Origin of the sequence: Streptomyces sp. NPDC007991 (assembly GCF_042958445.1) — a bacterium.
Classification (GTDB): Bacteria; Actinomycetota; Actinomycetes; order Streptomycetales; family Streptomycetaceae; genus Streptomyces.
Genome location: NZ_JBIBJD010000001.1, coordinates 266,139 through 291,269 on the forward strand (window position 1 = coordinate 266,139; position 25,131 = coordinate 291,269).

23 protein-coding genes are annotated in these 25,131 nt (G+C 71.8%); 6 read left to right on the forward strand and 17 right to left on the reverse strand.

The annotated features are described in order from the left end of the window. Positions 1-175: 175 nt before the first annotated feature. The gene (locus ACFZDA_RS01125) at positions 176-352 is read right to left on the reverse strand and encodes a GH32 C-terminal domain-containing protein (protein ID WP_391072971.1); all 177 of its coding nucleotides are present in this window, start codon (positions 350-352) and stop codon (positions 176-178) included. Between the two features lie 743 nt (positions 353-1,095). On the opposite strand from ACFZDA_RS01125, the gene ACFZDA_RS01130 reads away from it, so the two are divergent. From ACFZDA_RS01130 to ACFZDA_RS01155, 6 genes are all read left to right on the forward strand, one after another. Further along, entirely contained in the window at positions 1,096-1,332 is a 237-nt protein-coding gene (locus ACFZDA_RS01130; RefSeq protein ID WP_391072973.1) for a hypothetical protein, read from the forward strand. After that, a complete protein-coding gene (locus ACFZDA_RS01135) occupies positions 1,329-1,853 on the forward strand; it encodes a MauE/DoxX family redox-associated membrane protein (protein ID WP_391072976.1) in 525 nt (174 codons plus the stop codon). The genes ACFZDA_RS01130 and ACFZDA_RS01135 overlap by 4 nt, the downstream gene beginning before the upstream one ends. Next, the gene (locus ACFZDA_RS01140) at positions 1,850-2,416 is read left to right on the forward strand and encodes a hypothetical protein (protein ID WP_391072979.1); all 567 of its coding nucleotides are present in this window, start codon (positions 1,850-1,852) and stop codon (positions 2,414-2,416) included. The genes ACFZDA_RS01135 and ACFZDA_RS01140 overlap by 4 nt, the downstream gene beginning before the upstream one ends. A gap of 487 nt (positions 2,417-2,903) precedes the next feature. Next, entirely contained in the window at positions 2,904-3,467 is a 564-nt protein-coding gene (locus ACFZDA_RS01145) for a hypothetical protein (protein WP_391072982.1), read from the forward strand. A 280-nt stretch (positions 3,468-3,747) separates the two neighbouring features. After that, positions 3,748-3,948, forward strand: a complete 201-nt coding sequence (locus ACFZDA_RS01150) for a hypothetical protein (RefSeq protein ID WP_391072985.1) — start codon at positions 3,748-3,750, stop codon at positions 3,946-3,948. Between the two features lie 109 nt (positions 3,949-4,057). Further along, positions 4,058-4,735 carry a phosphatase PAP2 family protein gene (locus tag ACFZDA_RS01155; protein WP_391072987.1) on the forward strand — a complete coding sequence of 226 codons (678 nt, stop codon included), beginning with the start codon at positions 4,058-4,060 and terminating at the stop codon, positions 4,733-4,735. A gap of 20 nt (positions 4,736-4,755) precedes the next feature. Here ACFZDA_RS01155 and ACFZDA_RS01160 read toward each other — a convergent pair whose 3' ends face one another. The 16 genes from ACFZDA_RS01160 to asnB are packed head-to-tail and all read right to left on the reverse strand — an operon-like array spanning position 4,756 to position 25,131. Further along, positions 4,756-6,081, reverse strand: coding sequence for a glutamate-1-semialdehyde 2,1-aminomutase (locus ACFZDA_RS01160; RefSeq protein ID WP_391072990.1), 1,326 nt, complete (start codon positions 6,079-6,081; stop codon positions 4,756-4,758). A gap of 7 nt (positions 6,082-6,088) precedes the next feature. Beyond that, the gene (gene rfbC / locus ACFZDA_RS01165) at positions 6,089-6,640 is read right to left on the reverse strand and encodes a dTDP-4-dehydrorhamnose 3,5-epimerase (RefSeq protein ID WP_391072993.1); all 552 of its coding nucleotides are present in this window, start codon (positions 6,638-6,640) and stop codon (positions 6,089-6,091) included. After that, positions 6,637-7,860 (reverse strand): polysaccharide pyruvyl transferase family protein, encoded by a 1,224-nt coding sequence (locus ACFZDA_RS01170; protein ID WP_391072995.1) that lies wholly within the window; start codon positions 7,858-7,860, stop codon positions 6,637-6,639. Before ACFZDA_RS01170 ends, rfbC begins: the two co-directional genes overlap by 4 nt. Further along, positions 7,857-8,804 carry a glycosyltransferase gene (locus ACFZDA_RS01175; protein ID WP_391072998.1) on the reverse strand — a complete coding sequence of 316 codons (948 nt, stop codon included), beginning with the start codon at positions 8,802-8,804 and terminating at the stop codon, positions 7,857-7,859. Before ACFZDA_RS01175 ends, ACFZDA_RS01170 begins: the two co-directional genes overlap by 4 nt. Then, a complete protein-coding gene (locus tag ACFZDA_RS01180; protein WP_391073001.1) occupies positions 8,801-10,096 on the reverse strand; it encodes a hypothetical protein in 1,296 nt (431 codons plus the stop codon). Before ACFZDA_RS01180 ends, ACFZDA_RS01175 begins: the two co-directional genes overlap by 4 nt. Continuing rightward, positions 10,093-11,376 carry a DUF4910 domain-containing protein gene (locus ACFZDA_RS01185; protein WP_391073004.1) on the reverse strand — a complete coding sequence of 428 codons (1,284 nt, stop codon included), beginning with the start codon at positions 11,374-11,376 and terminating at the stop codon, positions 10,093-10,095. Before ACFZDA_RS01185 ends, ACFZDA_RS01180 begins: the two co-directional genes overlap by 4 nt. Continuing rightward, on the reverse strand, positions 11,364-12,389 hold the full coding sequence (locus ACFZDA_RS01190; RefSeq protein ID WP_391073006.1) for an NAD-dependent epimerase/dehydratase family protein: 1,026 nt from the start codon (positions 12,387-12,389) through the stop codon (positions 11,364-11,366). The genes ACFZDA_RS01185 and ACFZDA_RS01190 overlap by 13 nt, the downstream gene beginning before the upstream one ends. Before the next feature lie 3 nt (positions 12,390-12,392). Beyond that, positions 12,393-13,040, reverse strand: a complete 648-nt coding sequence (locus tag ACFZDA_RS01195) for a PIG-L family deacetylase (RefSeq protein WP_391073009.1) — start codon at positions 13,038-13,040, stop codon at positions 12,393-12,395. Continuing rightward, complete coding sequence (locus tag ACFZDA_RS01200; protein ID WP_391073012.1) at positions 13,037-13,831, reverse strand: glucose-1-phosphate cytidylyltransferase; 795 nt, start codon at positions 13,829-13,831, stop codon at positions 13,037-13,039. Before ACFZDA_RS01200 ends, ACFZDA_RS01195 begins: the two co-directional genes overlap by 4 nt. Continuing rightward, the gene (locus ACFZDA_RS01205; RefSeq protein ID WP_391073015.1) at positions 13,828-15,072 is read right to left on the reverse strand and encodes a methyltransferase domain-containing protein; all 1,245 of its coding nucleotides are present in this window, start codon (positions 15,070-15,072) and stop codon (positions 13,828-13,830) included. Before ACFZDA_RS01205 ends, ACFZDA_RS01200 begins: the two co-directional genes overlap by 4 nt. Then, positions 15,073-16,293, reverse strand: coding sequence for a glycosyltransferase (locus ACFZDA_RS01210; RefSeq protein WP_391073017.1), 1,221 nt, complete (start codon positions 16,291-16,293; stop codon positions 15,073-15,075). Between the two features lie 2 nt (positions 16,294-16,295). After that, positions 16,296-17,528, reverse strand: a complete 1,233-nt coding sequence (locus ACFZDA_RS01215; RefSeq protein WP_391073020.1) for an O-antigen ligase domain-containing protein — start codon at positions 17,526-17,528, stop codon at positions 16,296-16,298. Between the two features lies 1 nt (position 17,529). Continuing rightward, complete coding sequence (locus ACFZDA_RS01220) at positions 17,530-19,056, reverse strand: right-handed parallel beta-helix repeat-containing protein (protein ID WP_391073023.1); 1,527 nt, start codon at positions 19,054-19,056, stop codon at positions 17,530-17,532. 12 nt (positions 19,057-19,068) lie between these two features. Then, positions 19,069-21,012: a heparinase II/III family protein gene (locus tag ACFZDA_RS01225; protein ID WP_391073026.1), complete on the reverse strand. Its 1,944-nt coding sequence runs from the start codon at positions 21,010-21,012 to the stop codon at positions 19,069-19,071. Next, positions 21,009-23,180, reverse strand: a complete 2,172-nt coding sequence (locus ACFZDA_RS01230; protein WP_391073028.1) for a Gfo/Idh/MocA family oxidoreductase — start codon at positions 23,178-23,180, stop codon at positions 21,009-21,011. Before ACFZDA_RS01230 ends, ACFZDA_RS01225 begins: the two co-directional genes overlap by 4 nt. Before the next feature lie 49 nt (positions 23,181-23,229). Then, positions 23,230-25,131: an asparagine synthase (glutamine-hydrolyzing) gene (asnB, locus tag ACFZDA_RS01235; protein ID WP_391073031.1), complete on the reverse strand. Its 1,902-nt coding sequence runs from the start codon at positions 25,129-25,131 to the stop codon at positions 23,230-23,232.

A 25,131-nucleotide genomic window follows, 5' to 3' on the forward strand; every position in this document is an offset into this window, starting at 1 on the left:
ACACTGTGCAGAACGGTCTGAGTCGCAGCTGCAAGGGCTTGCGCGTCTCTCGCGGGCGACGTGGCGATGCGGAATGCGGGTGGCCCGATTCCGGCGGGCCTTCGGGCTCACCACCCACTTCTGAGCCCGTGCGCCGGAAGGCGCTCCTGGCCGGCCGGCGCACGGACCCCGCTCGTCACCGCCAGATGGAGCCCAGCTGCCACGTCCGCATGTGGTCCAGGGTGGCGGTGCCGCCCTCGGCGAAGACCTCGGCGCCGGTGCTGGAGGGGGCGGGGAAGACCTGGTCGGTGATCACGGGCTCGCCGTTGCCGCCGAAGACCTCGACGGCGGACCAGTCGACCAGGATGCGCACCCCGGCCCCGGAGCGGGCGCGACTGCCTCCGTACGACCGGCAGTTCACCGGCTGTCGTCGGCCGTCGCGAACCGCGCCGTCCCGTTGGCCGTGGCGGGCTCGGGTCCGGTGACCGCCCAGGTCAAGGGGGTGGGGTGGGGGGCCGCCCGGCAAGCTCCGGCCTCGTCGTGGGAGTCACAATCGCCGACGTGGCCGCGAAAAGGGCGCGGGAACCCCGAGTGATTGACCAGGTGGCGGATTTGAGACGTTCCTCAAAGACGTGACCAAAAACGGTAGGACGTATTCCAGCCTGCTTACCTGCAGTCACAGTACTTCGCGCTGTTCGGGTGTTCCGTGGTGTGGTGAGGTTTCAGCCGCTGTCCAGCGCGGCCCGGGCTGACAGGGGGCCTTCTTTAGGACAGGGTGACCAGGTCCTTATCGAGTCCGACCTGGCAGGGTGGCTTATGGACTGGCGTGGAAGGTCTTTTGCGCGAAGAACCGCACTTACCGGCGCAGCGGCATTGGGCGTGGGTGTTTCGGCCGCCGGTAGCGCGTCGGCCAGTGTGCCGGACGAAGGCACGGGCGGCCGGCTGCGGAGCGATCTGGCAAGGGTCCGCGAGGCGCAAGACGGGCAGTTGGTCGTTGATTTCCCCAGAGCGGGAAGCCGTTCGCGTGCGACCATGGCACCTGATGCGACGTCGTCACAGGAGACGGTTCCCCTTGTGGGATTTCCGGAAGGGATAATTCCACGTCCCGGTGACCGCGTGGTGATTACGAACTGGTGGGAAGGCAAAGAGATCGCGGCCGTTCCCGTGGTCTCGTGGGTGACGGGCGTTCCCGAGCGGAGCGCCGATGGGGGTTACCGGATCGGCGACCGGCGCACCGCCCCGACCCCCTTGCTGGAGGATGCCAGCAGGACTCGCAGTCGTATCGCCGTCTGTCTGCTGGACACGGAGCTGGACACCGCCCAGGTGATGGCAGTCCAGGCTGCCACGGCGTGACGGTATACGACGTAGTGAATGCTGCCGTCCGTATCGCGGCAGCCGCATTGTTCTTTTATGCGGGGGCTGAGAAACTCGCGGCGCCCCGCTCGTTCCGCTCGACGCTCACGGCGCTGCGGATCCCGTGGATGGTCCCGGTCTCGATAGGCGTCCCCCTCGTCGAACTCGCTGCCGCGTTCGCTCTGCTGAGCGTTCCGCGCTCTTGGCTCACCGTCGCACTGGTGGTCGGGCTCGGTGCCGCGTTCGCGTTCGCGGGGGCCTTGGCGATGGCCCGGGGAACTCGGGTGAAATGCGCATGCTTCGGCCAGGTCGACGCCGGCCTTCTGGGCCCTCGGCAAATCGTCCTGCTTCCGGTGTGGGCCGGGGTCGGGGCGCTGGCTTTCTGGACACCGGACCGTTCGCCGACCGGTCCGGGAGTGACGGTCGCCGTGGTGCTGGCGTTGGCGGGATTCACAGCCCTCAAGGTGGTTGCCGTGACTCGGAAGAACCGGGAGTACATGCGAGCGATGGTGCCTAAATGATCTTCTTGTGGATAGTGGTGGCCGTCCTGTCGGTGCTCGTACTGGTCTGCCTGCTCGCGTTGGTCGATCAGTACCAGACACAGCAACTGATCCGGCGGCGACTTGAGTTGGACGACGCCCCCAGCCCGATCGATCTTCCGCTCGACCGAGCGCTCGCGCCGTCCGCGATCGGTCTTCCGGCGGAACTCGACGATCACGAGCATCTGGTGGTCCTGTTCCTGTCGACCACCTGTGACACCTGCCGGACGATCGCGAAGAAACTGAATGGCAAGCCGCCGCAGACACTCTGGATCGTGCTGGTCGAGGGGTCTGCCGAGCGGGCCGCCGAGTGGTTCTCCAGCACGGGAGTGCCGCGGAATCAGGGCACGGTGGACCTTGACGGGCGCATCAGCGACGCGCTCGAACTGGACATCACACCTGCGGCGCTCGTCTACCGAAGGGGCGAGGTCGTGCTGGGGCAGACCGTCCCCTCGTTCCGCCAGCTCGATCCGCTTCTGACGGCGGACGATGTCGCGGCATCCCTGGTCGCTGATCCCGCTGAGGAAGGGAAGACAGCTGTATGAGCACTCCTACGTTGTGCGCCGATTCGACGGGCGTCGCGACCGAACTCGATGAACTGAGCAGTCGGCCCGCGCGGCGACGCCGCGTGCTGCGCGCCTCCTCCACCGCGTTGATCGCCGGCATCGCGACCCTGTTCCTGGGGGGCCGCGCCGTTGCCGACTGTCAGGGCTCACCGTGCTGCAGTCTGGCCATGTGCAAGCAGTGCTACTACGCGGTGGCCAAGGACCGGTACACCTGTCCGAGTGGTTACAACCGAAGAACGTGGACGTGTGTGTCGCAAGGCTTCACGTGGTTCTGCGGAGAGTGCGCCAAGGGCTCCACTTGCTGGCAAGGCCCGTTTGCCTGCTCCATCTGGTTTCGCTCGTGACTCTGGTGGCCATGTGGACGGTGAGCCTGGCTGCTGTGGCCGGGTTCGCCCAGCTGTTCAGTCCTTGAGGCCAGTCCTTCATCGGATTCGTCCGCCCCTTCGTGCAAGGGGACTCCGAAGACATGCGGAAGAGAAACCTGCGCTTCGTCGGGATTCTCGCACTCGCTCATATCGCCGCCGCCGGTTTCATGGTGGCGCTCCTGTATCAGATCGGCACGGTGACGTTCGCTCGTATACCACTTGCGGTTCGGGTGGTGATGTGCGCGGTGGCGGCAGTGGTCGGTATCGCCCTGGACTTCCGTGCGGTCAAGCGGGGAACTTTCTCGGTCGGGTTGCACCGGCAGACCGCAAAGACCTTGTCCAATGGCACTGGTGACACCCCGGGCTGGGTGATAGCGCTGCTGTGGGGACTGGACACCGGATTGGTGTGGACGACGTTCCGTATGTCGTGTGCATCATGGGTGCTGCTCTTGAGTTCTCTGCTGAACGTTGCTCCGCAGTGGTGCGGCCTGGCCTATGGCGTATTCTTCGGAGTGCCGTTGATCATCGGCACGTTGACTGGGGATCCGTCCGCGATCGGTCGCCCTTCCCGGTACATGCTGACGCGTGTGACGCAGGGAGGGGGCATAAGCGTTCTGCTGCTGCTGCCCCTGGGTGTCCTGTGGAGTCATTTCCTGGTTACGTGACGCCATGCCTCGACCAAGAGCCGTTCTCCTGCTGATGTCCTGTTGTGTCGTGTCGGTCCTTGCGGCTTGCAGTGACCGACACGACACGACATCTTCTGCTGACAGGCCGGCCTGCGACGACGCGGTCGTCCCGGATTCCCACGTTCCTGTCGAGCTGTCCCGGCAGGGTATGAAAGCGGTCGGAGACAATGGCGTCTGGTTCATCGCGCCACAGACGAACCAATGGGGCGATCTCCTGGAGCGGCGAGGAACCGGTCGTGGTGGCAAATTCCCTCTGTGGGTGGGTGAGAAGACCCTCCCGCGTGTCTCGGTGGAGGGAATCGGCGGCACCGCCGGCACCGGCCGGGCGGATCTGTCACCCACTTCGGAAGGTGTTCCCGGGCCCGTTCCCATGGAGGTCGAACTGCCCGGCCCAGGCTGCTGGCGGGTGGTGGCCGAAGGCCCCGAAGGCACCGCACACATTCTCCTGAAAGCATCGTGACCTACCCGTTTGTCGGTGTCACTCGTCGAGCGGCGGTTCTCCGCGGCCGCGTTGCTGGTTAGGGTGGCGATCAGAGACCGGCGGGGGCGGCAGCGTGATGGCGGGGGACATGGGACCGGGAGCTGAAGCACTGCTGCGCAAGCCCGCGGTGCTGCCCTGCGTGCTGCGCGTGTGGCTCGGGGTGATCGCGGCCCTTGCCGCGGTGGTCGTCGTCGTTCTCGGAGTCCTGTACGCCGGGCACAGTGAGCCCGGCAGGGTGGACAGGTGGGTCGTCCGGCCGACGGCCGACAGTGTGGGGCCGCCCTGGCGGTACCTCGCTCTGGCCACGGACTTTCTGGGGGAGCCCGGGGGAGCGGCGGCGCTGGTCGTGGCCCTGGTGACCGCCTGCCTGCTGTTGCGGCGCCCTCGCGCGGCGGTGCTCGTCGTCGCCGGCGCCGGTGTGAGCGTGGCGACGGCGACGTCGCTGAAGCACGTGGTGGGACGCACCATCCACGGCGACGGCAACCTCTCCTATCCGAGCGGGCACACCGCCTTCCTCACCGCGCTCGCCCTGGTGGTGGCACTGTTCGCGACCGGCCGGCTCGGCCTGCGCGGGACGGCCGGCACGTCACTCGTGCTCGCCGCGGCGCTCCTCGCCGGCGCCGCCATGGGCTGGGCGCAGGTCGCCCTGGGCGCGCACTACCCGACCGACGTCCTCGGCGGCTGGTGCACCGCGCTGGCGGTGGTACCGGCGACCGCGTGGCTGGTCGACCGGGTGGCCGACGCCGGTCGGCCGGGGCGTCGCTGACGTCATGTCGCCGCGTCGTGTCATGCCCGGCGGCGGAACACGGGCTTCACCGGACGTCCGCCCAGCCACGGCGTGGGGTCGGCGGCGTCCAGGGCCTTCCGGTACACCGCACACGCCTGGGCCACCGCGTCCACGGTGTGTTCGATGTCGGCGTCGCTGAGCGCGCCGCTCACCACGAACGACGGGGCCAGCACCCCGCCCGCGAGGAGCCCGCGCAGGAAAAGGGTGCGGTACCGCTGCGAGGGCTGCCCGTTCTCGTCGAGGGTGGCGAAGACCAGGTTGCTGGCCCGGCCCCGGACGACGATGTGGTCGGCGACGCCCATGCCGGCCGCGGCGTCGCGGACACCGGCGGCCAGCCGCTCGCCCAGGGCGTGCAGCCGCGCGGTGACGCCCTCCTCGGTGTAGGTGGTCTGCACGGCCATCGCGGCGGCCAGGGAGTGCGTTTCCGCACCGTGCGTGGTGGACAGCAGGAACACCCGGTCACCGGAGTGACGCAGCCCGCCGAGTTCCATCAGCTCGCGGCGCCCGGCCAGCGCCGAGACGGCGAAGCCGTTGCCCAGCGCCTTGCCGAACGTGGAGAGGTCGGGGGTGACGCCGTACAGGCCCTGGGCGCCCGCCTCGGACCAGCGGAAGCCGGTGATCATCTCGTCGAAGATCAGTACGCAGCCGTGCCGGTCGGCCAGTTCGCGCAGGCCCTCGAGGTATCCGGGTGGCGGCTCGGTGTGGGTGGCGGGTTCGAGGATCAGGCAGGCGATCTCGTCCTGGTGGCGGGCGAGCAGTTCCTGCGTGGCGGACAGGTCCCCGTAGGGGAACGACACGGTGAGGTCGGTGGTCGGCGCCGGAATGCCGGCGGACATCGGTGTGGTGCCGATGAACCAGTCGTCGGTGGAGAAGAAGGGATGGTCGGCACAGAGGGCCACCCGCGGGCGCCCGGTGGCGGCGCGGGCGAGGCGCACCGCGGCGGTGGTGGCGTCGGATCCGTTCTTGGCGAACTTCACCATGTCGGCGGTGGGGACCGTGGCCAGGAAGCGCTCCGCGGCCTCGACCTCGATGACGGACGGCCGGACGAAGTTGCTGCCGCGGTCGAGTTCTCGTCGTACCGCCTCGGTCACGCGGGGATGGGCGTGGCCGAGGCTGACCGAGCGCAGGCCGGAGCCGTACTCGATGTAGCGGTTGCCGTCGATGTCCCACACGTGAGCGCCGCTGCCGTGGCTGATGACCGGGGCCAAATTCTCGGGGTACTGGTCGTCGCCCTTGGCGTAGGTGTGCGCGCCCCCGGGGACCATGGCGTGCAGCCGTTCGTTGGCCGCCCGCGACCGGGGGAGCCGGAACTCTTCGGTGTCCAAGCTGACTTCACCCTTCCTTGTGCTTCAGGATCTCGGCGAGGCTCGGCGCCTCCCGGTCCCGCTGGGACATCGAGGTGACCGGCAGCGGCCAGGGAATGGCGAGTTCCGGGTCGTCGAAGGCGATCGTCACGTCCTCGGCCGGATCGTGCGGGCGGTCGATCCGGTACGAGGTGTCGGCGGTCTCGGTCAGCGCCTGGAAGCCGTGCGCGCACCCCGCCGGGATGTACAGGGTCGCCTGCGTGTCGCCGGACAGCTCGAAGAAGGCCCGGCCGAGGTACGTCGGCGAGTTCGGGCGCAGGTCCACGACGACGTCGAAGACCTTCCCGTACGAGCACCGCACCAGCTTGGCCTCGCCGGCGCCGGAGCGCAGGTGCAGGCCGCGCAGCACGCCCCGGACCGAGCGGGACAGGCTGTCCTGGACGAAGGCGTCCGGGTCGAGGCCGACCGAGCGGACCACGTCGGCGTCGAAGGTGCGGCAGAAGAAGCCGCGCTCGTCGGCGTACGGCGTGGGTTCGAACAGGTACGCGCCGGCGATCTCTGGGACTTCGGTCGCTTTCATCGAGCCTCCCGATGCGCGTGGGCGGGTGCGTGGTCCGTCGCCGGGAACGCGGCTGCGGTCAACGCGGCGAACTGGTCGGCGAGTTGTTGTCCGGCCGCCTGGTTCCGCTCGGTGAGGGTCCGGCGCAGCTCGGCCGACCGCTTCTCCAGCGCCCGGAACCGTTCGAGCAGCCGGTCGGCGTCGACCTCGCGCGCCGGATGGCAGAAGGCGCCCAGGCCCATCCGGTCCATGAGCGCGTCGCTCTTGGCCGCATAGCTGAGGGCGAGCACCGGTGTGCCGGTCTTCAGCGCGCAGATCAGGTTGTGGTAGCGGACCGCGACCACGGTGTCGGCGGCCGCCATCTCCTTCATCAGGTCGGCCAGCGAGGCCGGCTCGGCAGCGGTGACCAGCGGCGAGTCCACCGCGTCGAGGATCGCGTCGACCACCGCCCCATCGCACCGGTCGCCGGTGAGCAGCCGGATCGGCCGGCCCTCCTCGACCAGCGTGCGGACGAAGCGGATCGTCCCGTCGAGGTAGCGCCGGTATATCTCGTCGGCCCGCGCGCGGTCGTCGTTTCCGCCGTGGAAGTCCATCACGCCGACGCAGACCGTGCCCGGCGAGCCCGAGGGCGTGCTCGCCGGCGGTGCCGGCAGGGAGAACGCGAGGTCCGGGTAGACCTCGTCGCGCGAGGTGTCCACGCCCATCGCCCGCATCGCGTCGCGGGACAGGGTGTCCCGGTACGACCGGTACGCGGCCAGCCGCGCCGACCAGCGCACCAGGGCCCGGGTGGGCCGGTCGCTGATCCGGTCCGCGCCGACACCGACCAGCGCGACCCGGGTGCGCAGCAGCCGGCCACTCGCGCAGAGCAGGAACAGCGAGTAGGGGAAACCCCACGGCCGCAGCGGCAGCGTGGCCTCCAGGACGCCCATGCCCGGCACGATCACCACGTCGTGCCGGCGTACCCAGGCGGCGGTGCGGACGGCGTCGACGAGTTTGCCCAGTCCCTTCGCCGCGATCGCGCCCGCACGCGACGCGGTCCGGTACTCCCCGCGGTACCAGTGCAGCCGCGTGGCAGGGATCCCGAACCGGGCCGTCACCGCCTCGGGGCCGCCGCACAGCGCGTCCACGACGGCCTTCGGGTGTTCGGCGCGCAGGTACCCGAGCACGGCCTCCAGCGACCCGTCGTTGCCGAGGTTGCCGGAGCCGAGCAGACCGAACACCCCCACCCGCACCGGGGTCACGCCTGCCTCCCCTCACGGCCGGCGACCAGGGCGTCGACCGAGACCGTGAGCCCGGCCGGGTCGACCGGGGCGCGGTCCTCGACCCGCTCGCCGGCGCCGGGCCGGACCCGGCTGGTCATCCACGCGGCCAGGTGGCGCAAGCACGCCCGCCGGTCGGCAGTGGACAACGGCGCCCGCCGGATCGCCGAGGCGAAGCCCCAGACGTACTCGGCGAGCAGCCGGGGCGTCGGGTGCAGCGGGCCCGCCCGGCGCGGGTCCAGGTTGACGCACCGGGCGCGCTTGGACGGGTTCGCCCGCTCGGCGCGGGTGGGGTGGTCGCGGCGGAAGTACAGCAGCTCCGGCACCTGGTGGAAGCGCCCGTGCAGGGTGATCTCGGCGACGTAGGTGCGGTCCGCGTGGTGGTAGCTGTCCATCGGCTTCACCCGGCGCAGCACGTCGGTCCGCATCACCCCGTAGAAGTCGTCGCCCCCCGGCTCGAACAGCAGGCTGCGGAAGCGCTCCGGCGCGTGCGGGGAGTCGGTGGCGAGTGTGTACTCGTAGGGGACCTTCACCTGGCCGGTGCCGTCGATGACCGCCTGGTCGGTGTGCGCGAGGATCACGTCGGGCCGCTCGTCCAGCGCCTGAACGCAGCGCCGCAGCAGGTCGCGGCCGTACAGGTCGTCGTGCGAGGCCCACTTGAACAGCTCGCCGCGGGCCTCGGCGAGCACACGGTTGTGGTTCGGCGTGGCGCCGATGTTCCGGGGCAGCCGCAGGTAGCGGATGCGGGAGTCCCGCGCCGCGTACGTGCGGCAGATGTCCTGCGTCCCGTCGGTCGAGGCGTTGTCGCAGATGATCAGCTCGAAGTCCTCGTAGGTCTGGCCGAGCAGGGCGTCGAGCGACTCGGCCAGGTACTCCTCGCCGTTGTAGACGGGCAGGCCGATGCTCAGCCTGGGTCGGTCGGTCATGGCGTCCTCTCTTCGCGGATGGGGTCTTCGTGGTGCTCGCGCCGGGCGGATCGCAGGTGCAGCCACCACACGGCCGAGCCGCTGACCGTCGCGGCGGCGACGCCCCAGGCCGAGCCGACCGTGCCGGCCACGGCCGCCCCGCCGAGCCCGCCGCCGACGTAGCAGACGGAGGCGAACAGCTGGGAGCGCAGGCTGCGCCGGGCCGCGCCGAGCGCGCGCAGCCCGGCCGCCGCGCCGGTGCCGAGGCCGGCGCCCGCGACGCCGAGGGCGATCGGCACGATGAGCTGCGAGGCGGAGTGCCAGACGCTGCCGAGCGCCAACTCGCCGAGCCGGTCCGGCATCAGCAGCAGCGCCCCGCCCCAGAGCAGCGCGGCGGCGGCCTGCCCGCCGCCCAGCAGGAGGCAGAACGAGCCGAGGCGACGCGGGGCCCGCCGCAGCACCCGTGCCGCCTCCGGGACGGTGACCAGCGAAAGACCCATCAGCACGGCGAGGAACGGGCCCATCAGGAGCTCGGCGCCCCGCACCGCCCCCACCGCGCCGATGCCGACGATCGCGCCGAGCCCGTACGCGCGCAGCTGGCTCGCGCCGCTGAGGCTGACGTTCTCGACCAGGTACCGGTAGCCGAGATCGCGCTGTTCGCGCAGCCACCCGCGCGCCCCGGTCAGCCGGGGCCGGATGCCGGACTGGAGGCAGCCGTACCCCGCCGCCACCGTGGCGGACGCGCCCCAGGCGAGCAGATACGCGGCCACGCTGCCCACGCGGGCCGCCACGACCATGGCCGGGACGAGCGCGACCCCCCACACGACGTCGTTGACGAACGCCTTCCGCCCGCTGCCGGCGGCGAAGAACGAGAACCGCCAGGCGTCCTGCAGCAGCAGCCCGGGCAGCATGACGCCGAGGCAGGCGAACGCGGGCCCCACACGGCCGCCGAGGGCCGGCCCGACCAGCAGACACGCCGCGCCGATGGCCGCACCCACCCCGAGCGCGGTACCCGTCGACCGGGCCACCGCCGCGCGCCAGGAGGCGTCCGGCACCCCGCTGAAGCGCACCACGAGCGGGTCCGTGGCAAGCCCGCGGGAGACGTTGAGCACCACGCCGTAGGTCACCCAGGCCAGGCTGAACACGCCGAACGCGGTCACCCCCAGCGAGCGGGCCACGTAGAGGCCCACCACGAAGTTGCTGATGCTGGAGGCCGCCTGGTCGGCCAGCCCCCAGGACAGCCGCCCGACGAGGGCCCGCCGGGCGGACCCGGCCGGTGCCGTCGTCTCCTCCTCGGTGGTCATCGGCGTCATGCCTTGATCAACCCGGCGCCGCGCAGGGCGTCGGCCGCTGCGGCGACGGTGTCGAACGGCAGCCCGGACCGGGTGGCGACGTCCAGCAGACCGTGCTCGCCGTCGGAGAGGCTGAGCACCCAGAGCATGGCCATCTGGGCCTGCTTGGTGTCGCTGCGGCCGCCGAGCGCGTCGTACAGCCCGCGCCGGCCCAGCTGCGGTTCGCCGTAGGGACTGAGGTTGACGTACCGACGGTTGCGGTCGAGGACGGCGAACGCCTCGCGGCAGACCGCGAGGGTGTCCGCCATCGCCTGAGGGGAGACGAAGTCAAGGTTGTCCGCCGAGGTGTGGTACTCGGGGTAACCCGCGTACGGGGTCCGGGTGAGCGAGCCCACGCCGAGGTCGAACCCGGGCGAGCAGAACTGCCGCTCGTCATAGCCGTACGGCGTGAACTCGGTGACACGGTGCGGGCGTTCGGAGGCGGCCAGCACATGCCGCATCACCCGGTCGATCTCGGCGTCGCCGCGCCTGCTCTGCTTGTACGTCAGGGAGCCCGGGTCGCCGGCGCAGGCCAGCACCAGGCCGTGCTTGACCCGTTCCACCCGCTCCGCGTTACGGGCCAGCCAGGTGATCGCCCCGATGGTGCCGGGCGCGAAGAGGAACCGGTACGTGTAGTACGGCGCCCGCTCCGCCAGCTCCCGGGCCAGGAACGCCGCCACGGCGATGCCGGCCAGGTTGTCGTTGGCCAGCGACGGGTGGCAGACGTGGCAGGAGACGATCACCTCGTCGGGGACCTGCCCCGGGACCACGTGCTCGGCGTAGGTGAGGTGGCCGTCGGCGAGGGTGGAGTCGATGCGCACCTCGTACGCGCCGTCCGGCATCGCGTCCAGGGTGTCCTGGGCCAGGCAGAAACCCCACTCCGGCTTGTAGTAACTGGTGCGGTACGGCACCCAACCCGGATGGTCCGGCAGGGTGTGCAGGTGTGCGCGCAGCTCGGCCAGCGGCATGGTCGCCGACACCGGCACGCTGTAGCCGAGCACGTGCAGGCTGGACGCGGCGAAGTCGACGACCCGGCGGCCGTCGGCGTCGGCGATGTACGCGTCCCGGATGTTCCACTCCTGCGGCACCGTCCAGTCGAGAACCCGAGTCCCGGTCGGCACCTCGTGCACCCGCAGCGGGAGGTATTCCCCGACGATGTCCAGGGTGGCGCGCACGCCGTCGCCGGTGATGCTCCGGCACAGCGGGTACAGCCGCTCCACCAGGGCGTACATCTCCTCGCCGGTCTCGGTCACGGGCGCCACCGCAGGGTGTCGTCGACGGCACCGGCGTCGGACGCCGCGCGCAGCACGGCCAGCCGGGTGAAGCGCCGCTCGAAGTCGTCCCGGGTCAGCCCGTGGCCGCGGTAGGCGTCGGCGAGTTCGAGCGCGCCCTGCTTCACCGTCCACTCGCAGTCGAAGCCGGGCACCGCGGCGCGGAACCGGGAGAAGTCCACCCGGTAGGACCGCGGATCGGCGCCGGTCTCCCCGGTGATCACCACCTTGGAGCCGGGTACCGCCTCGGCGACCTGCTCGGCGATCTCGGCGACCGTGACGTTGTTGGTCTCGCTGCCGATGTTGAACGCCCGGTCGTGCACCGCTTCGCGCGGCGCGCTCAGCGCGGCCGTGAAGGCCCGTGCGATGTCGGCGGCGTGCACCAGCGGGCGCCAGGGGGTGCCGTCGGAGAGCACCAGCACCTCGCCGGACAGGAGGGCATGGCCCACCAGGTTGTTCAGCACGATGTCGGCGCGCAGCCGGGGCGAGTGGCCGAAGGCGGTGGCGTTGCGCATGAACACCGGGGTGAAGTCGCCGTCGGCCAGCGCGTGCAGGTCGTCCTCCACCCGCACCTTGGACTCCGCGTACGGGGTGACCGGGCGCAGCGGGGCGTCCTCGCCCACCAGGTCGTCGCCGCCGGCGGCGCCGTAGACGGAGCAGGTCGACGCGTACAGGAAGCGCCGCACCCCGGCGTCGCGGGCCAGCCGGGCCAGCCGTACCGACGCGTGGTGGTTGATGTCGTAGGTGAGTTCCGGCGCCAGCGATCCCAGCGGGTCGTTGGAGAGCGCGGCCAGGTGGATCACGGCGTCCACCCCGGCCACGTGTTCCGCTGTGACGTCGCGCAGGTCGACCCGGTGACCTTGCGGGTCCGCGGGCGCCGGGCCGAGCACGCAGTCGGCGAACAGGCCGGCGTCGAGGCCGACGACCTCGTGTCCGGCGGCGGTGAGGACCGGGGCCATCACGGTTCCCAGGTAGCCCTGGTGTCCGGTCAGCAGTACGCGCATGGTTCAACCCCCCAGGTTGAGCGTGAGTTTGGCGACGGCGAAGGCCTCGGCGTAGCGCGCGTGGCTTTCGATGCCGCGGATCCGGGCGAGGCCCAGGAAGGCCTCCCGGTCGTACCAGGGCCGCTGCCGCTGCGAGGGGTAGTGCTCCTGCAGCAGCCGCACCTTCTCCTCGGCGATCTCCGGCGACAGCGGCTGGTACGCCGCCATACGGCCGAGGTCGCCGTCCCACTTGACGATCTCGTAGCCGAGGACCAGGTGGTCGCGGAACGCGGTCGGTATCAGCCGCGCCAGGCCCCGGTGGTCCTGGTGCGCGTCGTCGGTGCGCGGGGCGAGGACCAGATCCGGGTCGGTCCGCTCGCGCAGTTCCTCGACCGCGGCCTTGGCCTCCTCCCAGTGCGCGGGCAGCCGGCCGTCCGGCAGCTTGAGCACGGTCAGGCGCAGGTCTGCGCCCGGGCAGAAGGCTGCGAGCGCGGCCTGCTCCTCCTGCTCGCGCTCGCTGCCACCGCCGGAGAGCACCAGCGCGTCGACACGGACACCCGGCCGTGCGTGGCACAGCGTCAGCAGGGTGCCGCCGGCGCCGATGGCGATGTCGTCGCAGTGCGCGCCCACCGCGACGATCCGCTCCAGGGGACCGGCCCCGAGCCGGATCACGCGCTCACCGTCGCGCTGTCCCGTTCCCACACGGCCCACGGGCGCTCGCCCCGGGCGTACGCGGCGTCGAGCGCCGCCCGCTCCTTCACGGTGTCGGTCGGTTTCCAGAAGCCGCGGTGCTGGTGCGCCACAAGGCGGCCCTGCTTGGCCAGTTGGGCGCACCCGTCGGCGACCAGGTCCCCGCCCTCGGGAATGTGGTCGAAGACCTCCTGGCGGAGCACGAAGTAGCCGCCGTTCTCCCACAGCGGCAGTTCGCTCACCGCGGTGATGCCCCCCACCAGGCCGTCCTCGCCCAGCTCCACGCAGTGGAACGACGACTGCGGCGGCACCACCATCATCGACGCGCCCGCGTCGCGCCGGGCGAACTTCTCGATCATCTCCGGCAGCGGGGCGTCGGTGAGCACGTCGGCGTAGTTGGCGAGGAACATCTCGTCGCCGTCCAGGTGGTGCCGCACCCGGCGCAGCCGCTCCCCGATCGGCGACTCGATGCCGGTCTGCGCGAACGTGATCGTCCAGTCCGAGATGTCGGTGGACAGCAGCTCGGTCCGCCCGCCTCTGAGCACGAAGTCGTTGGACGTCGTCTCCTCGTAGGTGAGGAAGAAGTCCTTGATGTGGTGGGCCCCGTAGCCGAGGCACAGGATGAACTCCGTGTGCCCGAAGTGCGCGTAGTAGCGCATGACATGCCAGATCAGCGGCCTGGGGCCGACCATCGCCATCGGCTTGGGCACGTCGTCCGCGGCCCCGCTCCGCATCCGCATCCCGTAACCGCCGCAGAACAGAACGACCTTCATGCCTTGACCTCGACAATGCTCAGTTCCGGTATGGGGAAGACCAGCCGGCCGCCCCAGTCGTGCACGTAGGACAGCTGCTCGACCAGCTCGGCCCGCAGGTTCCACGGCAGGACGAGGACGTAGTCCGGCTTGTCGGCGGCTATCTGCTCGGGCGGCAGGATCGGGATGCGAGTGCCCGGGGTGAACCTGCCGTGCTTGTAGGGGTTGCGGTCGACCGTGTACGCCAGCAGGTCGGGCCGGATGCCGCAGTGGTTGAGCAGGGTGTTTCCCTTGCCCGGGGCCCCGTAGCCGACGACCGTCTCGCCGCGCTCGGCCGCCTCGATGAGGAACCTGAGGAGATCCCGGCGCACCTTGGCCACCCGGGCGGAGAACTCGGTGTACCCGGACAGCTCCTGCAGCCCGGCCGCTTTCTCCCGGGCCAGCACGTCGGCCACCCGCTCGCCCGGCTCGCCGGCCACCCCGGCCGGCCGGGCCCACAGCCGGATGGAGCCGCCGTGCGTGGGCAGCAACTCGACGTCCACGAGCGTGAGTCCGCCGCTCGCCAGCGCCCGGATCGCGGACGCGACCGTGTAGTACTGGAAGTGCTCGTGGTAGATCGTGTCGTACTGGTTCTCCTCGATCAGGGTCAGCAGGTGCTGCACCTCGATGGAGACCCAGCCGTCGTCGGCGACCAGGGCGCGCAGCCCCTGGGTGAACCCGGCCACGTCGGGGATGTGCGCGTACACGTTGTTCGCCACGACCAGGTCCGCCGGGCCGTGTTCGGCGCGGACGGCCGAGCCGGTGCCGGGGCTCAGGAACTCCGTGAGTGTGGGCACGCCCGCCTCGCGCGCCGCGGCGCCCACGTTCACCGACGGCTCGATGCCGAGGCAGCGGATCCCCCGGTCCACCACGTGCTTCAGCAGGTACCCGTCGTTGCTCGCGACCTCGACCACGAAGGCGTCGGAGCCTTCGGTGCCGAGTCCCACCCGCTCCACGGCGTCGGCGACGAACGTGCGCGCGTGCTCCACCCAGGAGGTCGAGTACGACGAGAAGTACGCGTACTCCATGAACGTCTCCTCCGGCGTGATCAGCGGCGGGATCTGCGCCAGCCAGCAGTCGGTGCACACCCGCAGGTGCAGCGGGTACGCCGGTTCCGGCTGGTCAAGTCGGTCCGCGGCGAGAAAGCTCTCACACGGCGGGGTCGCCCCCAGATCGACGACGCTCGCCAGCGCCGCCGAGCCGCACAGTCGGCATCGTGTCATCTACTGCCCCCCACTGATTCCGTCCCCCGTTGATTCCGTCCGCCCCGCGATCGCGGTGCGGTACTCCTCCACCAGGCGCTCCAGGCCGACGGCCGGGCTGAAGCCCCGCTCGTAGCGGCGCCGGGCCGCCTGGCCCATCTCCCGGTTGCGGCCCGGCTCGGCCGCGATCCGGCGTATGCGGGACGCGAGCGAGGCCGCCTCGCCGGGCTGGTGCAGCAGCCCGGTGACGCCGTCCTCGACGAGTTCGACGAAGGCGCCGTGACCGGCGGCGACGACCGGGACCCCGGCCGCCATCGCCTCCACGACCACCAGGCCGAACGCCTCCAGCCACGTCGAGGGAGCCACCACGGCGACCGACCGCGCGACGGCCTTCTGGCACTCCGCCGGGTCGAGCAGGCCGGCGTAGCGCACGTCGTCCCGGCCCGCCGCCCAGGCGGTCACCTCGCGCTCCAGCGGCCCCGTGCCGGCGATCACGAGCGGCACGCCCACACCGCCGCCCGCGGCGACCTCGTCCCACGCGGCCATGAGCAGCCGCACACCCTTGGCCTCGGCGAGCCGGCCGAGATAGAGCAACTGCTCGCCCGCGCCCGCGCGGCGGGCGTCCGGGTCGGGCACGAAGTTGTGCTTCACCGCCAGCCGTTCGGCCGGCAGGCCGGCCCGCACCAGGACGTCGCGCTGCGCCGCGGAGATGCACAAGAACCGCTCCACGCCGGACCACCACCGCCGCCGGTTGACCGACAGACTGACCGCGAGCGGCACCGTCGCCAGGCGGGAGCCGCGGTAGCAGCCGTGCCGGACGGCGGGCAGCGGCGCCGCCCCGACGCACTCGGTGCACGGCCGGCCGTCCCGCTGCAGCGTGCCGGGCGGGCAGACCTGGGTGTAGTTGTGCAGCGTGGCGACGGCGGGCACACCGGCGTCGGCGCAGGCCGCCAGCACCGCGGGCGACAGGAGAGGGAAGACGTTGTGGACGTGCACCACGTCCGGCCGCTCGGAGCGCAGCCGGGCGGCGAGTTCCGTGCGCACCGCCGGGTTCCACGGCACGAGGAGGGGCAGTGCGGCCTTGCCGAGCAAGGACCGGGCGGCGATGTCGTCGCTGCGCCGCTCGAACACCCCGACCCGGTGGCCGGCTTCGCGCAGCAGGGCCACCTCCTGGTCGACGACCCTGTTCTCCCCGCTCGGCTGGGCCGAGGCGTAGCGGTTGTGCACCACGAGGACGTGCATGCTCAGGCCACCTCCGTTCTCCGGGCTCGTCGCGGGACACGCCGTCGGGGGATCTCGGGCGCCGAAAGGGCAGGAGCCGCGGCAGGTGCCGCCAGCAGCGAGGCGGCCACGCCCAGATGCAGCAGATACGGCGAGGCGTCGCCCAGCCCGGCCTCGGTGTACGACGCGATCGCGCAGTAGCTGATCAGGAAGATCGCGCAGGCCCTCGACAGCGACGGCGGCCGCAGCAACGCGACGCCGCCCAGCACGACGATGACCGCCGCCACGAGCGCGACGCCGGTCATGCCCTGCTCCTGGTAGACGGCCAGCCAGCTGTTGTCGATCGGCAGCCCGCCGAACGACTTGTCGCCCAGGCCCGCGCCGAACAGGTACTCCGAGGTCGTCCGGGGCGCTGCCAGCAGGGCGTCCCAGACCTTGGCCCGGCCGGTGAGGTTGGAGAAGTTCTCCTGGCTCTGCCCGCGCAGGAACCACGCCCGCAGCGCGGAGCTGAACGCCACCGCGGCCACCGTGGCGCACACCACCGCCCAGGCGAAGAACCGGCGGGCGGCGGCGCTGGTCAGGACGAGCGAGCCGATCGCCAGCGCCAGCCCGGCGAGCAGGCCGATCGTGGCCGTGCGGGTATGGGTCAGCGCGAGCAGGACGAGCGACGGCACGATGACCACCGCCGCGCTGCCCCGGTCGGTGCGGCGGCCCAGCACGAGCAGCACGGTGAGCCCGATGATCACCGCTGCGTACTGTCCGATCTGCGGCGGGGTGAGCGGCCACAGCGCGCCCACCAGCCGCCCGCCGTAGAGATCGGGCAGGGCCGCGCCCGGGGAGATGGCAAGGCCGGCCGCCACCGACCCGAGCACCGCGAAGTACATCCGGATGTGATGCCGGACGAACGTCAGGCCGCCGTCCCACCAGCGGCTGAGCAGCCACAGCGTGCCGACGAAGAGAGCCAGCCGGGCGCAGCGGAACAGCGCGCCGAACCCGGACTCCAGGTCCACGCTGGAGATCACGCTCGGCACCAGCAGCAGGGTCAGCAGGAACACGAAGGCGCTGGCCCGGATGCGCAGCCGGAGATTGACGGCGAGCGCCAGCGCGAAGGCGGCGACCAGCGCGCCCATGGTGACCATCTGGATGAGGGAGCGGGGCAACGGGACGATGGTCTTCGCCCCGGCGGAGCCGAGCGTGTTGAGGACCAGCAGCCCCCAGACGGTCCCGACGATCTTCGGCGTGCGGTCTGCGGCCATCTCAACCACCGTCCTGTGCGCGGAACGTGCTGCCCGCGTCCTGCTGGTACGGCGGGGCCTGCCACTGCGCCGGGTCGAGCTCCTGGCTCGGGTCGTGGGCGACGAAGGTCCAGGGTCCGACGTAGACGTTGTCGTGCCAGCGGTTGTGCTGCGCGCGGGTGATCGCCTCGGCCACCCGCTCGCCCTGGTACGGCGACCAGTCCGGGTAGGTGCCGTAGTTGGCCAGCACCGCCATGCGGCCGCACTGCTCGGCGCACTTCACGACGGACGTGTCCAGCAGGAAGCGGTTGTGGTGGATGTCCACCCGCTGGGTCTTCCAGCGGCAGTCGGCGTAGAGCGGCGCGGTGGCGATCGCCGGCCGCGCACAGCGGTCGGTGTCCCGCACCAGCAGCGTGCAGTCACCGGAGGAGGTGTTGGCCGGGCTGTTGCAGAACCGGTCGGCGTTCTCCCACAGGGTGATCCCGGACCAGTTGTCCTCCAGCACGTTCCGGGAGATCTCGATCCTGTCCGTGCGGGCCCGCACCCGTGGTTCGCCGCCGGACTCGGACAGGTAGACGGTCGCGAAGGGGAAGGTGTCGCCGCGGTCGGCCGCCTTGCGGCCCTCGACCCAGTTGTTCCGCCGGATCGTGTTGTTCCGGATGACCGCGTTGTAACTGGTCTCGTAGATCAGCGCGGCGCCGTCGTTGGCCTCCAGCACGTTGTCCTCGATGCGGAAGTCGTTGTTGTTGGTGTCCGCCCACAAACCGGCTCCGCGGTTGTCGTGCACCCAGTTGCCGCGTACGTCGGCGCCGTCGACGGCCCAGAACTTGACGCCCCCGGTGCAGCCGCAGCCCCGCCGCCGCCGCTCCCAGTCGCCGGTGTTGTTGCCCGTGATCTCGTTGCCCTCGACCACCAGGCCGCTGATCCGGCCTTTGCCCTTGTACGCGTTCATGCCGTACTGGCCGTTGCCGCGCAGGCAGCTGGCCCGGACCTGCTGGCGGGCACCGGCCATCAGCCCGGCGCCGGAGTTGTACTGGATCACCGCGTGCTCGATCACCCACCCGTCGGCCGAGTCGTGATTGACCACGCCCTCGTCATGCGGCGCGACGAACCCCTGCACGGTCAGGTAGCGGATGGTGACGTCGCGGGCGGTGCCGCCGAACGCGTACTGGTTCTTCTTCCCGCCGTCGAGCACCGCGCCCGGCGCACCGAGATAGCGGTTCCCCTCCTTGGGGATGACCTGGGCGTAGCGGTCCGGGTCGAGCCGGTGCTTGCCCGGCCGTAGCCAGAACGTGGTGTGCGGGGGGCTGCTCTTGGTCTTCGCGGCCAGGTCACCGGCCTTCGCGGGGTCGACCGTCACCGCGCCCGCCGGCGCCTTCCCCGGCCCGGCCGAGGGCTTGGCACACACCCGGGCCACGGCCCCGGACGTGGACGGCGCGACGGCCGGCTCCGCCCCGGCGCTCGGCGTGCTCGTACAGCCGGTCGCGGACAGCAGAACCAGCGCCAGCGGTACCGCCGCCGACGCCCCATGCCGTCTCCTGATCCCCACGCGCCCGTCCCCCTAGCCGAAGAACCCGAGCACGGTGGTGAAGTCCTCCGCGCCGTCGGTGAAGCCGGTGCCGACCAGCGTGGTGGAGGGTTCCTTGCGTCCGAAGCCGGGGGAGTACCAGCCGAGCGGCGGGTCGGTCTCGCCGCGATGCGCCCGCCAGGACAGCTGCCCGGGCAGGTCGAGCACCGCGGAGCGGTCTTCGCCGTCCCGGGTCCAGGTGAGCTGTGCCCTGCTCCCGGCCAGGTCCGCGGTGATCGCCGGGCCGAGGTGGAACGCCAGGTGCACGGCCCGGCGCGGGCCGCGCAGCTCGTCGACGATGCTCAGCTTCTGGCTCGCGGCCGTCAGCTCCACCCGTCGGCGGTGCACGGAGGGCCGGTAACCGTCGTGCTCGGCGCACCAGCGGCCCACCCCCTCGCCGGAGGGGTCCGCGACCAGGACGCGACTCCCGGCATGCCGGGTCCACAGGAACGGGCCGCCGGAGACGGACTGGTCACCGCCGTCCAGCCGCAGCGTGTTGTGGCCGAGGGTGGACCGGAAGTACTGCCGCCACTCGGGCTGCCCGTGGTAGCAGTACGTCCCCGGGTCGGCGAGCACGTCGACCCCGTCCTGCCGGACCTCCACGGACAGCGCGTCCGCGTGGGCGTGCGCGGCGATGGACAGGAACCCGTGCGGACCGCCGTCGCAGCGGCACCAGATCTCTCCCGGACCCCGCAGGATGGTGAGCCCCGCGTCCGCGAAGTGGCCCGGCCGGCTTGCCGGGCGGGTCACGGACGGTTCCGTGGGCTTGACGAGCCCGGCCAGCAGCGGGGTGCGCACATCGGTGCCGGTCACCGCCGGCCACCAGGCGAGCCGGCCGAACACGGCGTCCCCGGTGGCCAGCAGTGAGCCCCAGCGGTCGGTGCCCGCGCCGTCCACGACCAGACCGTGCCCGTCGTCCGCGTCCCCCTGGCGCGGCGGCCGCAGCCGGTTGTCCACGACGGCCGCGAGCGCGTCGGTCATCCGCAGCAGCACCAGACGGACCGTCATGGGGACCGGCACACCCGCGGCATCCGCCTCGGCCACCGCGGCCAGGCCCAGCTCCAGGACGAGCCCGTGGTATTCGGTGGCCAGCTCACGGTTGAGGCCGGAGGGGAAGGTGTTGCCGCGCAAGTGCCGCTCCAGCGACCGCAGCGCGTCGGCCCGCCAGCGCGCCGAGGACGGGAACCACCCGAACGCGCAGGCCGCGGCGAACTGCCCGGCGGCCTCGGCGATGACGTGGTTGTTCGCCGAGGACCCCCGGCTGGGGAAGGCGGCCAGCCAGCGCTGGTGGTGCCAGATCTGGCGCAGCGCCACCGGGTTGCCCTCGAACAGCCCGGCCGCGCCCGGCCAGCCGTCGAGCAGCCGGCGGATCCACACCCAGGACAGCAGCCGGATCCCCAGCTCGATGCCGCTGGTCCAGTGCACTCCGCGCAGCGGTGGGTTGCCCGCCCACCACGACCGCAGGTGCTCGGCCACGCGCTCGGCGTACCGCTCGTCGCCGGTCACCGCGTAGGCGGCGGCGAGCCGGGTGAGGTACTGGTGCCGGGACAGCTCCCAGATCTGCTTGATGTCCCCGACCGCGTCCTCGTCCCGGTACGGCAGGTCGAAGGCGTAGCCCGACGGCGCCCGGCGCCCGGTCTTCGGGTCGTACCACCAGTCCGGGTCGGCCAGGTCGTCGCGGTCCACCCCGAAGAACTCGGCGTGTCCGGCCATCAGCCGGTCCGCCTCGGCGATGAGGCGTTTCGCGGCGTCCGGAGGTATCGCGGCGATCGCCCAGGCGGGCAGGACCGCGGTGAACCGGGCGCCGGTCACGCTCGGGCAGTCCGGCGGCGCCGACCGCCACCGCCGCCTGCGCACGGCGTCGCCCACCCGTCCGCCGATCTCCCGCGGCCCCATCCGGGACAGCCGCCGCAGGTACCAGCCCGCGCTCATGGTCATCGCGTTCTCTCCAGCGCCACCGGCGCGCCACCGGCCAGGCCGTGCTGCACGGCGAGGGTGGCCGCCGTGGTGGCGACCAGCGACTGGAGCGGCACCGGCATCGGCCCGCCGGTCCGCACGGCCTTGACGAACGCGGCCAGTTCGGCGTTCTGGCCCTTGTCCCGGGCCTTGGGCAGCCGTGAGCTGACCCAGCGCTTGCGGCCGTAGACCGAGGCGCGGACGAAGTCGTCGAGCCGCAGCACCTTGCCGTCCGCGACCAGGTCCAGCGTCTCCTTCGGGAAGCCGGGCGCGCCGGTGGTGACGTAGCTGATGGTGGCGGTGGACCCGTCCGGGTAGCGCAGGACGACCTGCAGATCCTCGTGGCCGGGCGAGGCGACCGCGTACACCGAGACCGGGTCGGCCCCCAGCAGCCAGCTGGCCGTGTCGATGAAGTGCCCGCCCTCGCCGGCGAACCGCGAGCCCTCGGTGCCCTGTCGGAGGTACCAGCTGCCGTGGTCGAGGCGGCCCGCGTTGACCAGGTAGCGCAGGTTCGCCGGACCGGTCCGGGCGCCGAACCGCTTCCTGGCCTCCTGCAGCAGCGGTGCGAACCGGCGGTTGAAGCCCACCTGCAGCCGGTCGTTGCCGGACTCCTCCACCGCCGCGAGCACACCGGCCAGCTCGTCCTCGGAGAGGGCCAGGGGCTTCTCCACGAACACCGTCTTGCCGGCCAGCAGTGCTCTCCGGGTCAGTTCGGCGTGCGAGCTGTGCCGGGTGACCACGAACACCGCGTCGACGGACGGGTCGCCGAGCACGGCGTCGAGGTCGGTGGTCGCCCCGGCGAAGCCGAACTTGCGCCGCGCGTTGGCCGCGGACAGCGCCGTCGTGGTGACGACGGTCGACAACTCGACGCCGTCGCGCTGCGCCAGGTGCGGCAGCAGCATCGACGTCGCGTAGTTGCCCGCGCCGATGAACGCGAGGCGCACCGGCGTCCTGGCGGCCCGGACCTGACTCGGCCTCACGCTCACCGCGGGCACGGCCACCGCGGGGGCCGGCGCCTCCGTCGCCTGGCCGGGGTACCGGAACAGGACCGCGACGGCCTTCAGTTCGCCGTCCTTCAGGTTCTGGTACGTCTCGACGGCGTCGTCGAAGTCGGCGACGTGGGAGATCAGAGGTTCGACGTCGACGCGGCCGCGGGCGAGGAGATCGAGGAAGCACGCCAGGTTGCGGCGCTCGGTCCAGCGGACGTAGCCGATCGGGTAGTCGCGTCCCTCCAGCTCGTACTCCGGGTCGTAGCGCCCGGGGCCGTAGGAGCGGGAGAACCGGACGTCGAGCTCCTTCTCGTAGTACGCGTTCCACGGCAGGTCCAGGCGGCACTTGCCGATGTCGACGACCCGGCCGCGGTCCCGGCTCAGCCGCGCGGCCAGCTCGACGGGCTGGTTGCTGCCGCCGCCGGCGGCCAGATACACCTGGTCCACGCCCAGGCCGCCGGTGAGTTCGGCGACGGCGCCCTCCACGACCGCGGACGCGGGATCGCCGCAGGCCGCCGCGCCCAGCCCCTCGGCGAGTTCGCAGCGCGCCGGGTCGGGGTCGGCCCCGACGACGCGGACTCCCGAGGCGGCCAGCAGCTGCACCACCAGCTGTCCGATCAGCCCGAGGCCGATGACCAGCGCCACCTCGCCGAGTTGCGACTCGCCCTGGCGCACGCCCTGCAGCGCGATCGATCCGACGGTGCCGAAGGCCGCGTGCCGCGCCGCGAGGCCGTCGGGCACCGGGGCGTAGAGGTTCTTCGGCACCCAGTTCAGCTCGGCGTGCAGCGCGTGCTCGTTGCCGGCGCAGGCCACGAGGTCGCCGGCCTTCACGTCGTCGATGCCGGCACCGACCTGCTCGACCACCCCGCACAGCGAGTAGCCCAGCGGCGTGTAGGAGTCCAGCTTGCCCATGACCTTGCGGTAGGTGGCGGGCACCCCGTTGGCGGCCACGCTCTGCACGACCTTGGCCACCTGGTCCGGCCGGGAGCGGGCCTTGCCCAGCATCGACATGCCGGCCTCGGACACCTTCATGAGCTCGGTCCCGGTGGAGATCAGCGAGAAGGCGCTGCGCACCAGCACACCGCCCGGCTTGCACCCCGGCGCCGGCACGTCGAGCAGCGCCAGTTCGCCGCTCTTGTAGTTCTGCACAACCTGTTTCACCGAATGTCCTCTTGTCTCTACGCCGTCAGGGAGAGTTCCGGCCGGCCCCTCAGGTCGCGCCGCGATACCAGTACTCGAGGGTCAGCACATGCCACAGATGCTTGGAGAAGTCCCGCTGCCCGGACGCGTCCTCCGCGACCATCCGCGCCAGCGCGTCGCGGCGCAGGAACCCGGCACGGACGAGCTCGCCGTCGTTCACCACCTCGCGCACCAGCGGCGCCAGATCCCGGCTCATCCAGGCCCGCAGCGGGGCGCTGAACAGCCCCTTGGGCCGGTACACGATCTCCCGGGGCAGGACCGAGGAGGCCGCCTCCTTGAGGACCGCCTTGCCCTGCCGTCCGACGATCTTGCGGTCGCCGGGCACGGCGAACGCCGCCCTGACCACCTCGACGTCCACGTACGGCACCCGCACCTCGGTCGACGCGGCCATGCTGGAGCGGTCCGTGTACGCGAGGTTCAGGCCCGGCAGGAACATCCGGGCGTCGGTCAGGCACATGCGGTTGACGAAGTCGTCGAGGCCGTTGTCCTCGTAGACGTCCGCATGCTCGGTCAGCACGTCCTCGACCGTCCCGGCCAGGTCCGGATCGAGCAGGGCGAGCAGCTCGTCCCGGTCGTACATGGTGTAGCTGCGCCGGAACGCGGTCTCCTCCGGCAGACCGGCGAAGGACAGGAACCGCTTCGCGAAGCGCACCGACCGGTACCCCCGGCGGCTCGACGCGACCGGCAGCCGGTCCACGGCCGCGGACACTCCGCGCCGCAGGGGCCGGGGCACGCGCTGGTAGCGCAGCGCGAGCAGGTTGGCCAGGTGCTTGCGGTACCCGGCGAACAGCTCGTCCGCGCCCATCCCCGAGAGCATCACCTTGATCCCGGCCTCCCGGGCGGCCGAGCAGATCAGGAACGTGTTGATCGCGGCCGGGTCACCGATCGGCTCGTCCAGGTGGTACGTCATCCGCGGCAGCAGGTCGAGCACGTCCGGGGCGATCTCGATCTCCCGCAGGTCGACACCGAACCGCTGGGCGACCTGCCGGGCATAGCGCAGGTCGTCCGGCATCGCCTCGAACCTGGCGTCCTCGGCGCGGAACCCGATCGTGTAGGCGGGGATCCCGGGCCGGTCGCGGGCCGCCAGCGCGGTCAGGTAGCTGGAGTCCAGCCCGCCGGAGAGGAAGGTCGCCACGGGCACGTCGGAGAGCAGATGGCGCCGGGTCGACTCCTCGACGACGGCGGCGATGTCCGGCTGTTCGCCGGCCCGCGCCCGCTCCCGGCCCTCCGCGGCGACGTCCTTCAGGTGCCAGAACCGGCCCCGCTCCACCCGGCCGTCGGGACGGCACCGCAGCCAGCTCCCCGGCGGCAGCTTCTCCGCCTCGCGGAACGCGCACCGCGAGTCCGGCACCCAGTAGTACAGCAGGGAGGCCACCAGTGCCGCATGGTCCACCTCCAGCTTCCCGCCGGTCGCGGCGGCGAGCGCCTTGAGCTCGGAGGCGAACACCAGGCCCTCGCCGCGCCGGAGCAGGAACAGCGGCTTGATGCCGAGCTGGTCGCGGACCAGCACCAGCTCACCGGTGCGCTCGTCGAAGATCCCGAACGCGAACATGCCGCGCAGCCGGGGCAGGCAGTCCGTGCCCCACCGCCGCCAGGCCTCCAGCACCACCTCGGTGTCGGAGGTACCGCGAAAGCGCACCCCGCCGGCCGTGAGCTCGGCACGCAGCTCGGGCGCGTTGTACAGCTCGCCGTTGTACGTCAGGGCGAGGCCGCCCGAGACCATCGGCTGGGCGCCGGTCTCGGACAGGTCGATGATGGCCAGCCGGCGGTGCCCGAGCTGTACGTCGCCGTCACCGGCGGGATGGCCGTAGCGGCCCGCCCCGTCCGGGCCGCGGTGGGCGAGGGCCTGGGTGAGCCGGTCGGTCACGGCCTTCCCGTCCGGCCACCGGTACGTGCCTGCGATGCCGCACAT